The 14326-nt window shown below is 63.8% G+C and carries 14 protein-coding genes; 3 read left to right on the top strand and 11 right to left on the bottom strand.

What is annotated here, in order from left to right:
• Positions 1-392 precede the first annotated feature (392 nt).
• Positions 393-1073 (top strand): Crp/Fnr family transcriptional regulator, encoded by a 681-nt coding sequence (locus tag AD670_RS16455; protein WP_053134432.1) that lies wholly within the window; start codon positions 393-395, stop codon positions 1071-1073.
• Here AD670_RS16455 and AD670_RS16450 read toward each other — a convergent pair whose 3' ends face one another.
• The 8 genes from AD670_RS16450 to AD670_RS16415 all read right to left on the bottom strand — a co-directional run bounded on the left by AD670_RS16450 (position 1074) and on the right by AD670_RS16415 (position 8260).
• On the bottom strand, positions 1074-1553 hold the full coding sequence (locus AD670_RS16450; protein ID WP_053134428.1) for an SCP2 domain-containing protein: 480 nt from the start codon (positions 1551-1553) through the stop codon (positions 1074-1076). It abuts the gene before it with no gap.
• Complete coding sequence (locus tag AD670_RS16445) at positions 1547-2437, bottom strand: U32 family peptidase (RefSeq protein WP_053134426.1); 891 nt, start codon at positions 2435-2437, stop codon at positions 1547-1549. Before AD670_RS16445 ends, AD670_RS16450 begins: the two co-directional genes overlap by 7 nt.
• A gap of 10 nt (positions 2438-2447) precedes the next feature.
• The gene (locus AD670_RS16440; RefSeq protein ID WP_053134423.1) at positions 2448-3443 is read right to left on the bottom strand and encodes a peptidase U32 family protein; all 996 of its coding nucleotides are present in this window, start codon (positions 3441-3443) and stop codon (positions 2448-2450) included.
• A 9-nt stretch (positions 3444-3452) separates the two neighbouring features.
• Positions 3453-4685, bottom strand: coding sequence for a gephyrin-like molybdotransferase Glp (glp, locus tag AD670_RS16435; protein WP_053134420.1), 1233 nt, complete (start codon positions 4683-4685; stop codon positions 3453-3455).
• Positions 4682-5236: a molybdenum cofactor biosynthesis protein B gene (gene moaB / locus AD670_RS16430; protein WP_053134401.1), complete on the bottom strand. Its 555-nt coding sequence runs from the start codon at positions 5234-5236 to the stop codon at positions 4682-4684. The genes glp and moaB overlap by 4 nt, the downstream gene beginning before the upstream one ends.
• Positions 5237-5321: 85 nt before the next feature.
• Positions 5322-5969 carry a pyridoxamine 5'-phosphate oxidase gene (gene pdxH / locus AD670_RS16425; protein WP_053134398.1) on the bottom strand — a complete coding sequence of 216 codons (648 nt, stop codon included), beginning with the start codon at positions 5967-5969 and terminating at the stop codon, positions 5322-5324.
• A gap of 659 nt (positions 5970-6628) precedes the next feature.
• Positions 6629-7060 (bottom strand): hypothetical protein, encoded by a 432-nt coding sequence (locus AD670_RS16420; RefSeq protein WP_053134395.1) that lies wholly within the window; start codon positions 7058-7060, stop codon positions 6629-6631.
• A 9-nt stretch (positions 7061-7069) separates the two neighbouring features.
• Complete coding sequence (locus AD670_RS16415; protein ID WP_053134392.1) at positions 7070-8260, bottom strand: NnrS family protein; 1191 nt, start codon at positions 8258-8260, stop codon at positions 7070-7072.
• A 355-nt stretch (positions 8261-8615) separates the two neighbouring features.
• Here AD670_RS16415 and AD670_RS16410 point away from each other — a divergent pair, with 355 nt between their 5' ends.
• Together AD670_RS16410 and AD670_RS16405 are read left to right on the top strand one after the other, a co-directional pair.
• Positions 8616-9299, top strand: a complete 684-nt coding sequence (locus tag AD670_RS16410; protein ID WP_053134436.1) for a Crp/Fnr family transcriptional regulator — start codon at positions 8616-8618, stop codon at positions 9297-9299.
• Complete coding sequence (locus tag AD670_RS16405; protein WP_027607190.1) at positions 9296-9487, top strand: hypothetical protein; 192 nt, start codon at positions 9296-9298, stop codon at positions 9485-9487. The genes AD670_RS16410 and AD670_RS16405 overlap by 4 nt, the downstream gene beginning before the upstream one ends.
• On the opposite strand, the gene AD670_RS16400 is transcribed toward AD670_RS16405, so the two are convergent.
• The 3 genes from AD670_RS16400 to AD670_RS16390 all read right to left on the bottom strand — a co-directional run bounded on the left by AD670_RS16400 (position 9481) and on the right by AD670_RS16390 (position 14194).
• Complete coding sequence (locus tag AD670_RS16400; RefSeq protein WP_053134389.1) at positions 9481-11322, bottom strand: nitric oxide reductase activation protein NorD; 1842 nt, start codon at positions 11320-11322, stop codon at positions 9481-9483. The two genes, AD670_RS16405 and AD670_RS16400, sit on opposite strands and share 7 nt — an antisense overlap.
• A 1006-nt stretch (positions 11323-12328) precedes the next feature.
• Positions 12329-13750 carry a cbb3-type cytochrome c oxidase subunit I gene (locus AD670_RS16395; RefSeq protein WP_053134385.1) on the bottom strand — a complete coding sequence of 474 codons (1422 nt, stop codon included), beginning with the start codon at positions 13748-13750 and terminating at the stop codon, positions 12329-12331.
• A gap of 3 nt (positions 13751-13753) precedes the next feature.
• On the bottom strand, positions 13754-14194 hold the full coding sequence (locus AD670_RS16390) for a cytochrome c (RefSeq protein ID WP_027607193.1): 441 nt from the start codon (positions 14192-14194) through the stop codon (positions 13754-13756).
• Positions 14195-14326 lie beyond the last annotated feature (132 nt).

Genomic DNA, 14326 nt, shown 5'->3' with positions numbered 1-14326 from the left:
CGAACGCAGGCTTTGGAGCGTGGGTAACCCGGCAGGACGCCGGGTTAGCCGCGCTGGGCCAAGGATGGCCCATCGCGGCGGCCCACGCTCCAAAGCCTTCGTTCGGGCACACCGAGCCTAAGCGAGGTGCCGAGTGTTGGGGCGAAGCGTTTTTGGTTACTTTTGGCGCTCTTCCAAAAGTGACCCGCTGTAAGAGCGGAACCCTAAGCAGCCGTTACCGCAGCAACGGATACGCACTCAGTCCAATCCAAAAAAATGGTCGGCCCAAAGGCCGCCATCGGGGGCACGCCCCCTCCCACATTTTTCACACAAACCCCGCAAGAGGTACCCCCACAGAGGCATATCAACCCCGCGCCAAGCCCCCTACGCTACCCCATTGCGGAGGCCCAAACATGCTCACCCATCCCCATATCGTCCTCACCCTGCGTCGCCATCACCTGTTCAGCCAGCTCCCGGAAAAAACCTTCCAGGACGTCTGCACCCTGGCCAACCTCAAGCGCCTGCCAGGCCATGCGCCGTTGATGCACCAGGGCGACGCGGCCGAGCGTTTTTTCCTGCTGGTCAGCGGCCAGATCAAGCTGCACCGGGTCACGGGCGAAGGCCAGGAACACCTGGTGGAAATCATCCAGCCCGGCCAGACCTTTGCCGAAGCCCTGCTGTTCACCCAGGCCAAGGCCTATCCAGTGAGCGCCACCGCGCTCAAGGACAGTGTGCTGGTCAGCATCGAAGGCCAGCACTACCGCCGGGCCCTGGAGGACCAGCCGAAAGTTTGCCTGGCAATCCTCGCCAGCATGAGCATCCACCTGCACCAACGCCTCAAGGACATCGACACCCTGACCCTGGCCAACGCCAGCCGCCGGGTGATCAACTTCCTGTTCCAGGAGCGCGATGCGCTGAGTGGCGAGGTGGTGCTGCAAGTGCCCAAGCGCCTGGTGGCGTCGAAGCTGGGGATCCAGCCGGAGACCTTTTCAAGGATCCTGCACCGGCTGGTGGAAGGCGGGTTGATCGAGGTGCAGCGGCGCACCATTCGAATCCTCTGCGAAGAACAGTTGATGGGCTATCAGGCCGGCTGATCAGTGCCCGCTGTGGACCGCTGACGCCCGCCCCGCCCGCTCCAGATTCCGCCACAACCAGGGCGGCAACACATCCGGGTCCAAACTGTCGATCAGATTCTTCAACCCCAGCCCCAATTCCGTATCCCCCTCGATCACCAACCGGCGTCGAAAGAACAACGTATCCGGATCTTCCTGCCGGCTGGCGAGCAACAGAAACTCCCGCCAATTACCACTGATGCTCACCTGCGCCTCGGCCTTTTGCGCAATCCGCAACCCGTCCCGCGCCAAGGTCAGGTACCAGCACAACCCCAGGTCAGGAATCCGCAAACACATCCAACGCCCGCGCAGCAGGTCAAACCCGCCATCGCGCAGGGGTTCGGCCAGGCAGCGGTTGAGGGCTTGCTGCAAGACCAGGCGCTGCACGCCAAACGGCACGCGGCGGATCAAGGGGAAGAGCTGATCGGCGCCCTTGAGCAGCCATTGTTTACGACTCAACACAGCCCCACCTCCTCAACCCGCAACATGCCCGCCTGGCCGTGCCAGTAGCCGTTGCAGCCATCGACATACAGCGGCGGGGTGGCGCCCTGGCGCACGTGGTCGAAGGCGCGTACCACCTCGACCATGCCTTCAGCCCGTGGGCTCAGGCGCAACAGATTCGCACCACAGGACACCAGGCCGGCGTAGTCGGCCAGCAGGTTGGTAACGTCGGCCGACATGGTCTGGATGCCGTTCAAAGTGAACAACGCCTGCCCTTCCTGACTGGTCAGCGCCATGCCGTCGGGGTAGTTGATGCAGCAGAACTGACAGTCGTCCTTGGGGCGGTTCTCTGCGCGGGCGGTGAAGCAACGCGCCGAGTAGGCCAGGGGCAAATGGCCGTAGGCGAAGATCTCCACTTCGGGCAATGGCCGGCCCAATTCGCGCACCTGTTCCAGCACGTCGGCGATCAGGCCCTGGGAGCATTCCACCGGCGGCACCCAGCGTTGCATGCCCGCGTCGAGCAATTGCACCAGGGCGTGACCGTTGTAGAGGTTGAGCGCCGGGCCGCCGACAAAGGGCAGTTTGCGCTCGATCAGCATCTGCACCGCGCCCATGTCATTGGCCTCCACCAGCAACTCGCCGTTGTCACACAGGCGGCGCAGGCTCGAGAGTTCGGAGGCGGCTTCGATCAAGGTCAGGCTCGACAACACGATCTGCGCCGAGCTGTAGGTTTGCAGCTCCCGGCCCAGACCCAACCAATGATCCAGGGAGAACGCGCGGCGTTTGGCGCACACGGTTTCGCCCAGGTAAATCACGTCGAGGGGCAAGCCGGCCATGTCCGAGTAGAAGCGCCCCAGGTGTTCCTTATCCCAATAAAACAGCACCGGTCCCAGGCTGAGTTTCATCTGTGTCTCCTCACTGCCATGCACGATGGTAGGCGCCGAGAGTGGTCTGGCTGCCTTCGGATAACCCGGCCAGCACCTGGCGCCATTGGTCCTTGACCACAAAGCTGGCCGGTGCGTTGCGGTGGGCGTCGAGCGCGGCGCGCCAGACGCGGGTGACTTGTTCCACATACGCCGGGCTGCGTTGGCGGCCTTCGATCTTGACCGCTTCGACGCCGATGGCGCTGAGCTCCGGCACCAGGTCGAGGGTGTCGAGGCTGGTGGGTTCTTCGAGGGCATGGAAACGCTTGCCGCCGACCAGGAAGCGGCCCTTGCACAAGGTCGGGTAACCGGCGGGTTCGTCGGGCGTGTAGCGGTCGATCAGCACGTCGCTCAGGCGCGCGCTCAAGCCCTCGGCGTCTTCGCTCCAGCGCACCGCCTTGGCCGGCGAGCACACGCCGCAGAGGTTGGGCGACTCGCCGGTGATGTAGGAAGACAGGTGGCAACGCCCCTCGGCCATGATGCACAGGCTGCCAAACCCGAACACTTCAATGGGCACCGGGCTGCTCGCAGCTACCTGCTTGACCTGGGCCAGGGACAACACACGGGGCAATACCGCGCGGCGAATGCCGTAGCGTTCGGCATAGAACTTCAGCGCCGCCGCGTGGGTGGCCGAGCCCTGTACCGACAGGTGCAACGCCATGTGCGGATGTTGGCGGCTGGCGTAGTCGAGCACGCCGGGGTCGGCGGCGATCAGGGCGTCGACGCCGTGGTCCGCCGCGCGGTCGACGGCGCGTTGCCAGCGTGCCCAGATCTTCGGTTGCGGGTAGGTGTTGACCGCCACGTACAGCTTGCGCTGGTGCTGGCGAATAAAGGCGACGGCACCGTCGAACTGTTTGTCGTCCATGTTCAACCCGGCGAAATGCCGGGCATTGGTGTCATCGCGAAAACCGACATACACCGCATCGGCGCCTTGGCGCACCGCGGCTTTAAGCGCAGGCAGGTTGCCTGCCGGGCAGACCAGTTGCATGGGGGTTCCTCACAAAAATTCGGCAAAAGACACAAACGGCACCGGTTCATCCTTGAGCACCTGCTGCTCACGCTCGACGATCACCAGGCCATCGGCCCAACAGGCGGCGGTCAGCATCGCCGAGCTTTGCTGGGGGTGCAGCACGGCGCGCAATTGCCCGTCCTCGCCGGGGCTCAGGCGTGCACGCAGGTACTGGCGGCGCTTATTGGGCTTGAGCCATTCAAACGCGGCCGGCACCTGGATCGGCACCGGCAGCACGCGCTCCACACCTTGGGCGCGCAGCAGGAACGGACGCACCACCACCAACGCGGTGATCAGCGCCGCCGACGGGTTACCGGGCAGGCCCAGCCACGGTTTGCCCGCCACTTCGCCAAACGCCAGGGGCTTGCCGGGCTGGATCGCCAGGCGCCAGAAATCCACGCGGCCAAGCGCTTCGATGGCCTGCTTGAGATGGTCCTCCTCCCCCACCGACACACCCGCCGAGGTCAGCAACAGGTCGCATTCGGACGAGGCCAGGGCCAGCGCATCACGGCTTGCGGCCAACTCGTCGGCCATCACCCCGTAGTCGTGCACGTCCACCCCCCAACCGCGCAACAACGCGGCCAGGGCATAACGGTTGCTGTTGTAGATCTGCCCCGGCACCAGCGCTTCGCCGGGTTCGCGCAGTTCGTTGCCGCTGCTGAGCAGGCACACCCGCAGCGGCCGATAGACTTTCAACCGAGGGATGCCCGCCGAAGCCAGCAAGCCGATGTCCTGGGCACGCAGGCGCTTGCCGACGGCGATCAGGGTCTGCCCGCGCTGCAGCTCTTCACCCTGCTTGCGCACGTGCTCGCCGAGACGTACCGGCGGGCACCAGATGCGCTGGCCGTACAGGCGGCAGCGCTCCTGGGGCACCACCGTGTCGGCGCCGGGCGGCACCGGCGCGCCGGTAAAAATGCGCACGGCCTGCCCGGCCTGCACGTTCGTCGTGCTGTGCTGCCCCGCCGCAACGCGCCCGGCAAGCATCAGGTAGCCGCCTTCGGCCGGTACGTCCTGGGCGCGCAGGGCGTAGCCGTCCATGGCGCTGTTGTCGAAGCCGGGCAAATCCAGGGGTGAGAACAGTTCTTCGGCGACCACCCGCCCCAACGCCTGCTCCAGACCGATCACCTGGGTGGCCGGCGGTGGCGGCGCCTGGGCCAGCAGTGTGGCGATGGCTTCGTCCACCGGCATCAGGTGGCCGCTGTCACACACCGAGACACTCATGAACGCGACTCGCAGGCTTGCAGGATTTGCTCGGGCTGGGGCTTGAGGTGCGGCACGAAATTGCACGGGCCGGTGCGGCTGTCCAACTGCCCCGCCAGGATCTGATCCCAGCCGGTGCGACACGCCCCCGGCGAGCCCGGCATGCAGCACACCAGCACGCCGTTGCTGAGGCCGGCCAACGCACGGGACTGCAAGGTGGAGGAGCCGATCTCGGCCAGGGACACCTGGCGAAACAGCTCACCGAAGCCTTCGACATGTTTGTCCAGCAACGGCAACACCGCCTGGGGCGTGTTGTCGCGAGCAGTGAAACCAGTGCCGCCGGTCATCAGCACCACTTGCACCTCGGGATCGGCGATCCAAAGCGAAACCTGCGCACGAATCTGGTAGATGTCATCGATCACCAGGCCACGGTCGATGAGCACATGCCCGGCACTTTCGAGGCGGTCCACCAGGGTCTGGCCGGAGGTGTCGGTGTCGAGGCTACGGGTGTCGCTGATGGTCAGCACGGCGATGTTCAGGGGCACGAAATTGCGTTGTTTCAAATGGGCCATGATCAAGGCTCCAGGCGTCAAGAAAGTTGCCATCAGCCTGCGCCGCAACGGGCGCAGGGCCTATTCCTCCAAGGAGGTATCTCGTTCAGGGGGCCAGACGCGTGCGCTGCCAAATGCCCGCGTGCAGGCGGTAGTCGAGGCGGTCATGCAGGCGGTCGGGCCGGCCCTGCCAGAACTCGATGCGCTGCGGCTGCAGGCGATAGCCGCCCCAATGCTCGGGGCGTGGCGGTTGCTGCCCGGCGAAACGCTCGGTGACCTCACGCAAGCGGCTTTCCAGCTCGCTGCGATGGCTAAGCGGCTGGCTTTGCGGCGAGGCCCAGGCGCCCAATTGACTGGCAGCCGGACGCGCATCGAAATAGTCATCCGACAGCTGCGCATCCGCCCGCACCACCGGGCCTTCGATACGTACCTGACGCTCCAGCCCCGGCCAGAAAAAAGTCATGGCCGCATGGGGATTGCTCGCCAATTCCTCGCCCTTGGCACTCTGGTAATGCCCGAAAAAGAAAAAGCCCTCGGCGCTGAAACCCTTGAGCAGCAAGATGCGGCAATGCGCATGGCCCTGGCTGTCCACGGTGGCCAGCGCCATGCTATTGGCCTCCGCCGGAGGCACCTCGGTTTTGCGCGCCTGATCCAGCCACTGACCGAACAGCACCAGGGGATCGTCCTGCGCCAAGTCATCACGCAAACCATAAAGGGTGTAGTTACGGCGCAATTGCGCAAGAGACAAGGGCATGACACGGTCCTCCAGAAAGTTCGCCACAGTGTGGGAACTACCGCGCCGTTATCCCTTGACCACGATCAACATTCGCCCGTGGCATGACGCCGCATGTGATTGCTTGAGGTGTGGGGCTCTACAGAACGGATCGCGTTGCTGTTGCTCTGGCTCTGGCTCTGGCTCTGGCTTTTGATCTTGATCCTAGGCGCCCCGTCAAACACGCTGGCCGAACGCAGGCTTGAATCCGTGGGTAACCCGGCAGGACGCCGGGTTAGCCGTCCTGGGCCAGGGATGGCCCATGACGGCGGCCCACGGATTCAAGCCTGCGTTCGGGCACACCGAGCCTAGGCGAGGTGCCGAGTGTTGGGGCAAGAGCCTTTTTGGTTACTTTTGGGGCTCTTTTCCAAAAGTGACCCGCCGTAAGGGCGGAACCATAGGTAGCCGTTACCGCAGCAACGGATATGTACTCGGTCTGATCCCAAATCCTGGTCGGCCCACAGGCCGCCATCGGGAGCAAGTCGAATCGTCGCACCGCCCCTCCCACATTTGATCTCTATACATCAGATACCTATCAGCCTGCCCTGGATCTCACTCCATTACCGCAGCAACACCCGCACAACCACATCCGCCTGAAGAACGACGTGTTGTTTACCAGGGAGCTCAATCCGGCTGCCTGATCAGCGCAACATCAACTTGGCCAGAATCACGATCACGACCATATGCCCCAGGATGCTGCGACGAATCCACGTCGCACGCCTCGGGCTCAAGCGCTGGTGACTCAGCAGGTACGCCAGCCACAGGTAATGGCCGATGATGCTCAGGGCCAGCAGGATTTTCAGGCTCAGCAGCGCGGCGAAATGGCTGGCCCAGGGCACCACCAACAGCCCGCGATAGTGCCAGGCCAGGCCGATGCCCGCGCCGTACAGCAACACCACCACGCCGTGCAGTACCTGGCGCGAACGCCGTGCAATGGCGTGGTCGGACGTGAACTGCGCCGACCAGGCCAGTTCCTCACGGGCGCTGTGCCAGATCACCACTTCGAAAAACAGCGTGCCGATAAAGGCAATCGCCGCCAGCAGATGCACGATCAACAAGGTGGAATAGAGCATGACGTCCCCCTAACCTGGATGCCCATCGACCCGTGCCTGCCACAGCATCGGGCCATACCGCCACAGGTACAGGCCGAGCCCGACGGTCCAGCACACTCCCGCCAGCCACAACGCGGCCATCGGCAACAGCAGTACCAGCACCACCCGGCACACACACGCCAGGTTCAGCAGCCCAAAGGCCAGGGTCATCCCCGCGGGCGGCTGCAACGGGCGGCCGGTGTGGCCCAGGCTGACGCGGGCGATCATCGCCAGGATCAGCCCGGCCATGGCGCCGATGGTCAATGCATGCACGGCCAGGCTGGGATTGAGCGGCGCGCCGAAGTGCCACAGCGCCATACCCAGGCAAGCCACGGCAAGCCAGGCGTACGCCAGGTGCAACGACCAGAGCAACGGCACTCGCCACAGGCCGCGATCATGCCAGCGCACCAGGCGCCATAAGTGCCCCAGTCCAAGGGCGGCGAACAGCAGGCCGATCCCTGGGTTGGCGGCCAGCGCAGGCCCGGCGGCATACAGTACGGCGACCAGCAGCGACGCGCCGAGCAACGCCCGATCCAGCCATGGCCAGGGCTTGACCGCCTCGACCCGCCCCAGACCGCGCTGGGTGAAAAACGGAATCACCCGTCCGCCGATCAAGCCCATCATCGCCGCCACCAGCCACAGGCCGGTCAGCACCGCCTGGCGTTGCAGGCCTGGGTCATTGCGCAACAGGCCATACAGCGACAGCGCATCGGCCACGGTCAACAGCGCCAGCACCAGCACGATCGGGTAATTACGCTTCTGGCGTACCTGCCACAGGGTCCAGCCCATCACGCCGGCCACGGCCAGGGGGAAGGTCAGTTCCAGCACCGCCAGCAGCGGCCAGTGCAGGTTGAACAACCAGCCCAGGCGCGCGGCCAGCCACACGCCGGCAAGCAGCGCCAGGGCATTGCCGCTGATGCCTGGGCGGCCGGTCCAGGTCTGCACCGCCGTGAGCAGGAAACCGGCGATGATCGCCAGGCCAAAGCCGAACAGCAGCTCATGCCGATGCCAGGCCAGCCAGCCGCCGGCGGGTTGCCAGATGCCGAGGTGCCCGCCCAGGGCCAGCAGCCACAAGGGGATTGCCAGCGCCGCCAATACACAGGCGCCGAGGAAGAATGGCCGGAAGGCCAGGCGAAACAACGGGGTAATCGACATTGCCTTGCGCCGGTCGAGCACTTGCATAACACGGTCTCCCTTCAGGACTGCGGCAATCTTGCGCCGACGGGCGTGCGTTGCCCTTGTCGTAGATCAAGTCGCAAACCCACTGCAACGCTTACGCTTGCGCTCACTGTAGGAGCGAGCTTGCTCGCGAAGAACGTTAACGATGACGCGGGCATCCTGATTAAACGCGGTGTCTGTGGGTTTTTCGCGAGCAAGCTCGCTCCTACAAAACACTTTTAGCGTGCTTTGGAGCCATGATGAAAAACGCCTATGTCCCCCTCGCCTGGTTTGTGATCCTCGGCTCCATGCTGGCCGCCGCCAGCGGGCTTTCGCTGGTGCTGGTGTGAACGCCCCACTGCTGTTCAAGGAACCGGGCATGGTGCTGCATCGCGTGCACCACCAGATCCTGCGCAGCCATCACCTGTTCGAACCGCTGAACGACGAAGAGCTCAACGAGCTGATGGGCAACAGCCAGTTGCTGAGTATCGACAAGGGCGAGCCGCTGTTCCGCCAGGGCGAACCGGCCGATGCGTTTTACTTCGTGATTGCCGGTGCGGTGAAGATCTACCGCCTGACCCCCGACGGCCAGGAGAAGGTCTTCGAAGTGATCGGCGAACGCCAGACCTTCGCCGAAGCCATGATGCTGATGGACACCCCCAACTACGTGGCCTGCGCCGAAGCGGTGTGCCCCACCCAGTTGTACCGTTTGTCCAACGCCACCTACATGCGCCTGCTGCACAGCAACAGCCGCCTGACCTTCGCCCTGCTCGGCACGTTGTGCGTGCGCTTGCACCAGCGGGTCAACGAGATCGAAACCCTGTCGCTGAAAAACGCCACCCACCGCGTGGTGCGCTACCTGCTGACCCAACTGATGCGCCTGCACAGCACCGACGCCACATTCGAACTGCCCATGGCCAAGCAGTTGATCGCCGGGCACCTGTCGATCCAGCCGGAGACCTTTTCGCGGATTATCCGGCGTCTGATCGATGAAAAAATCATCACCCAGGACGGACGCCAGATCGCCATTCTGGACCGGCTGCGCCTGGAGCAATTCGAGTGAAAACCTGCCTGTACTGCCAGCAGCGCAATGCCGACAAGCACCAGCAGTGCACGGATTGCGGCATGGCCCTGCCCGCCTCGGACGCCGGCGTACAGGCCCTTCGCTTGCGGCGCTTCCAGTGGTTCTGCCTGAGCCTGACGCTGTTTTGCATCGCCATGTTCTTCTGGTTGCCGCGCGACTTCTACTGACCCTCGGTCAGTTGCCGGTACAGCTGGGGCAACCGCAGCGGCAACTGCTCCGGCTGGCGGATCAGGGTGTAGCCATGGGCACCGAACATGTAGGGCAAGTAATCCCCGGCCTGTTTGTCGATGGTGATGCAGAACGGAATCAGGCCCTGGCGCCGCGCCTCGACCACTGCCTGGCGGGTGTCTTCGACCCCGTAGCGGCCCTCATACAGATCCAGGTCATTGGGCTTGCCATCGGTCAGTAGCAACAACAACTTGCGCCGCTGTTTGCACGCCCCCAGCAGGTGGGTGGCCTGGCGAATCGCGGCGCCCATGCGCGTGTAGTAACCCGGCTTGAGCGCCTGGATACAGCCACGCGTGCGGTCGTCATAGGCTTGCTCGAACGTCTTGAGCGGGTGCAGGCGCACCTGATGGCGGCGCAGGGACGAGAAACCATACAGCGCAAACGCATCTCCCAGCCCGGCCAGGCTTTCGCCGAACAGCAACAGGCTGTCGCGGATCACGTCGATGACCTTTTGCTCGTCGTTCAGATGCGCGTCGGTAGACATCGACAGGTCCGCCAGCAGCAGGCATGCCAGGTCGCGTCGGGTGTGACGTTGCTCCTGGTATAAGCCGCGCTCGGTGCAGGCGCCGTGTTGGCGTTGCACTTGGAAATCCACCCAGGCTTGCAGGTCCAGCTCCGCGCCCTGGGGTTGCTGGCGCAGCCATTGGCGGTCGGTGCGCAGTTGCTGGAATTGACGGCGCAGGCGCTGGGCCGGGCCGACTAATCGGGCCGGTAACGGCTGCGGTGCATCGGCACGTGGCTGCATCAGTTGCAGATTGACGAAACCGGGTTGCAGGCATTGTTGACGGTAATCCCACTCGGGCAGCTTGATGCCCTCGCCGAGGGGGATGTCGTCGACGTCGGCGGGCGGCAGGTCGAGGTGCAGCTTCAAGCCGCCGCTCTTGCGCACGCGCTGGCGCGACAGGCTCAACTGGTCGAGGTCTTCGGCGACGCGAGCGGCGTCCGGGTCCTCACTGTCGTCGGCCCAGCGATCAAGGTCGACGTGCTCGGTCCAACTGAACAGGTTTTCCAGGCGTACCACCAGCAGGCCGCCATCACGGCTGTGATCATCCACACGGCTGGCGCGTTTGGGCGCGCCCTGCTGCTCGCCAGCCGGGGTGGCGAGGTCGTCGGCGTCGTCTTCAAGGTCGAGGGCCTGGGGCGTGTCCAGGTGCAACGGCGGGTAAAGCCATAAGGGCAACGGCCAGGCGGCGCGTCCGCTGCGGGGTAAATGGCGCACGCTGCCGGGCTCGCGCAGGGCTTTGCGCAAGGCTTTTTCCAGGGCGGCTTCACCGGCTTTGAGGCTGGCCGGGTCCGGGCGCAGGCTCAGATGCGCGTCCACCAGACGCTGGTAACTGGGCAACAGCGCCGGGTAGCGTTGCAGCAGCAGCCAGGTCCAGCGTTGGTTGTCGCGGGCCCAATGGGTCATGGGGCCTGCATGGGCGGCCAACAGCGCCAGCCAGCGGTACAACTCCAGGTTCAACGCGACGGTGGGGTACACCGCCAGGCTCGACGGCAGGCGCAGACGATTGCCATCGCAGGAGGCCAGTGGCGCCTGCTTGCAAGTGCCGGCGATGCGCATCAACAGGTTGCGGCGCAGCAGCAGGTCGCGTTCGCTGGCGGCTTCGAGGGCGATCCCGCTGGCACCGCCCAAGGCGCGGAACAACACGGCCAGGCTGCGCTGGCGGTCGACCAGCTCGACCCGCGCCGCCGGGAAATCGACACTGGCGCGGCGGGTGATAAAGCGGTGCCAGGCACTGCCGATCCATTCTTCCAATTCAAGGGTAAAGGCCATGGGAGGGGCTCCAACTGTTTGATGTTTGACAGGCACACTGCAGTCCAAATGTGGGAGGGGCGGTGCGACGATTCGACTTGCTCCCGTGGCGGCCTTCGGGCCGACCATGTGGTTAGGTTTTATCGAGTACATATCCGTTGCTGCGGTAACGGCGGCTTAGGGTTCCGCCCTTATGGCGGGTCACTTTTGGAAAAGAGCCCCAAAAGTAACCAAAAAGGCTCCTGCCCCAACACTCGGCACCTCGCCTAGGCTCGGTGTACCCGAACGCAGGCTTGCCCCCGATAGCGCCGGGTCAGTTAAAAAATAAGTGACTGACACCCGCTCATCGGGGGCAAGCCCTAATGCCGGTCAGTTAAGGAGGAACACTGTAACTGTGGCGAGCGGGCTTGCCCCGCGTTGGGCTGCGAAGCAGCCCCAAAACACCGCCCCGGACCTGCCTGGCACACTGCAGCGCTCTTATTGGGGCTGCTGCGCAGCCCAACGCGGGCGGTGCGACGATTCGACAAGCCCGCTCGCCACAGGTTACTGTTTGCCCGTTCTATCTCTTAACTGACTGGCATTAGGGCAAGCCCCCTCCCACATTTACCGAGTACACCAGACCCAACTCCGGTCGGCTCTAAGGCCGCCGCGCTTTGGCTTTTGATCTCAGGCGCCCCGTCAAACACGCTGGCCGAACGCAGGCTTTGGAGCGTGGGTAACCCGGCAGGACGCCGGGTTAGCCGCGCTGGGCCAGGGATGGCCCATCGCGGCGGCCCACGCCCCAAAGCCGGAGTGAGGGCACACCGAGCCTAGGCGAGGTGCCGAGTGTTGGGGCAAGAGCCTTTTTGGTTACTTTTGGGGCTCTTTTCCAAAAGTGACCCGCTGTAAGAGCGGAACCCTAAGCAGCCGTTACCGCAGCAACGGATATGTACTCACCCACCCCCCAAAAAGCGGTCGGCCCAGAGGCCGCCATCGGGGGCAAGTCGAATCGTCGCACCGCTCCTCCCACATTTGGACCGCGTTACCTTCAGTAGACGATCGGCACCGGTGCTCCAGCCATCCGAGCACGTTGCCGGAAGCTGAGCAGGTAGCAGAGCAACCCCATCAGAAAGCCCACCCCACTGACCAACCGCGCCCAGAACAGTCCCTGCAAATGCTCCACCGTGGCCATGAACGGCAAGGCCACCCCGTCCACCTGCCAGCGTTGCAGCCAGACTTGCACGGCCCCGGCGGCGGTGAGGAACAGCGTGATCATCACCATCGACAGCACCATCATCCAGAAGCCCCAGATCTCGAGGGTCTGCGAACGCGCGTCCGGCGCTTCACCGATACCGCGCAGGCGTGGCATGGCGTAGCTGATCAGTGTCATCACGATCATGGCGTAGGCACCGAAGAACGCCAGGTGCCCGTGGGCGGCGGTGAGTTGGGTGCCGTGGGTGTAGAAGTTGACCGGTGCCAGGGTGTGCAGGAAACCCCACACGCCCGCGCCGAAGAACGCCGTGACCGTGGTGCCCTTGGCCCACAACGTCGCCGCGCGGTTGGGGTGCTGGCGCCGACGTTGCTTCACCATGGTGAAGGCGAACATCACCATCGCCAGGAACGGCAGCGGCTCCAGGGCCGAGAAGATCGAACCGACCCACAGCCACACCTCAGGCGCACCGATCCAGAAGAAGTGGTGACCGGTGCCGATGATCCCGGTGATCAAGGCCATGGCGATGATCACGTACAGCCATTTCTCCACCACTTCGCGGTCGACGCCGGTGACCTTGATCAGCACGAAAGCCAGCATCGACCCCATGATCAGTTCCCACACGCCTTCGACCCAAAGATGCACCACCCACCACCAGTAGAACTTGTCCCGCGCCAGGTTGCCGGGGTTGTAGAAGGAGAACAGGAAGAACACCGCGAGGCCGATCAGCCCGGTCATCATCACCATGCTGACGGTGGTCTTGCGGCCCTTGAGCAGGGTCATGCCGATGTTGTACAGAAAGCCCAGGCACACCACGACAATGCCCATTTTGGTGATGGTCGGTTGCTCCAGGAACTCGCGCCCCATGGTCGGCAGCAGCTCGTTGTGGGTCAACCTGGCCAGCGCCGCATACGGCACCAGCAGGTAGCCGAGGATGGTCAACACCCCGGCGGCGGCGAACACCCAGAACAGAATGATCGCCAGTTTCGGGCTGTGCAGCTCGCGCTCGGCCTCCTCGGGTATCAGGTAGTAGGCCGCGCCCATAAAGCCGAACAGCAGCCACACGATCAGCAGGTTGGTGTGGACCATCCGTGCCACGTTGAAGGGGATCAACGGGAACAGAAAGTCGCCGATGACGTATTGCAGGCCCATGATCAAACCGAACAGCACCTGACCGAGAAACAGGATCAGGGCGAACACAAAGTAGGGTTTGGCCACGGCCTGGGATTGGAATTTCAAGTATGGATTGGCACTGCGCATGGCTCAGCCCTCCTTGTTCGGTGGCCAGTTATTGGTATTGATCTTCGAGCTCCATTTGAGGAACTCGGCCATATCATCCACCTCCTGGTCGCTTAGATTGAATTGCGGCATGGCCCGCCGCCCCGGTACACCCAGGGGCTGCATCTTCATCCAGGCATGCAGGAACGGCTTGAACCCTTCTTCGCCGCCCCGGCGCTTGAACACATTGCCCAGCTCCGGCGCGAAATAAGCGCCCTCGCCCAGCAAGGTGTGGCAGCCGACGCAGTTGTTGCGCTCCCAGACGCCTTTGCCGCGCACGACGGATTCGGTGAGTTGGTCGACGTTGCTGCGGGCGGGAAAGGTTTGTTCGGTGTGGTAGGTCAGGGCCAGGAAAATCAGGAAGAAGAACACGCTTCCTCCGAAGTAGATATTCCTGGCCATGCCCTTGGTGAAGGTCTCTGACATGGTCGCTTCCTCATTGCTTGGCCAGGGGATGATAGGGAGGTGGAGGGTGGAAACTGCTTGATGGCGATCAAGAATTGTTGATGGTTTTGGTGGGGTATTTTTTTGGGGGGGGGTTGGGTTGGGTTGGGTTGG

This window comes from Pseudomonas sp. MIACH (assembly GCF_001269925.1).
Classification (GTDB): Bacteria; Pseudomonadota; Gammaproteobacteria; order Pseudomonadales; family Pseudomonadaceae; genus Aquipseudomonas.
Note: the sequence above shows the minus strand (reverse complement) of the source record. Positions and strands in the feature narration are given on the sequence as shown.

Coding starts and splice junctions, on each gene's coding strand:
- AD670_RS16445 (WP_053134426.1), bottom strand. CDS start 2,437: ATGAAACTCAGCCTGGGACCGGTGCTGTTTTATTGGGATAAGGAACAC.
- moaB (WP_053134401.1), bottom strand. CDS start 5,236: ATGGCCCATTTGAAACAACGCAATTTCGTGCCCCTGAACATCGCCGTG.
- AD670_RS16415 (WP_053134392.1), bottom strand. CDS start 8,260: ATGCAAGTGCTCGACCGGCGCAAGGCAATGTCGATTACCCCGTTGTTT.
- AD670_RS16440 (WP_053134423.1), bottom strand. CDS start 3,443: ATGCAACTGGTCTGCCCGGCAGGCAACCTGCCTGCGCTTAAAGCCGCG.
- AD670_RS16400 (WP_053134389.1), bottom strand. CDS start 11,322: ATGGCCTTTACCCTTGAATTGGAAGAATGGATCGGCAGTGCCTGGCAC.
- pdxH (WP_053134398.1), bottom strand. CDS start 5,969: ATGCCCTTGTCTCTTGCGCAATTGCGCCGTAACTACACCCTTTATGGT.
- AD670_RS16420 (WP_053134395.1), bottom strand. CDS start 7,060: ATGCTCTATTCCACCTTGTTGATCGTGCATCTGCTGGCGGCGATTGCC.
- AD670_RS16455 (WP_053134432.1), top strand. CDS start 393: ATGCTCACCCATCCCCATATCGTCCTCACCCTGCGTCGCCATCACCTG.
- AD670_RS16395 (WP_053134385.1), bottom strand. CDS start 13,750: ATGCGCAGTGCCAATCCATACTTGAAATTCCAATCCCAGGCCGTGGCC.
- AD670_RS16390 (WP_027607193.1), bottom strand. CDS start 14,194: ATGTCAGAGACCTTCACCAAGGGCATGGCCAGGAATATCTACTTCGGA.
- AD670_RS16410 (WP_053134436.1), top strand. CDS start 8,616: ATGGTGCTGCATCGCGTGCACCACCAGATCCTGCGCAGCCATCACCTG.
- glp (WP_053134420.1), bottom strand. CDS start 4,685: ATGAGTGTCTCGGTGTGTGACAGCGGCCACCTGATGCCGGTGGACGAA.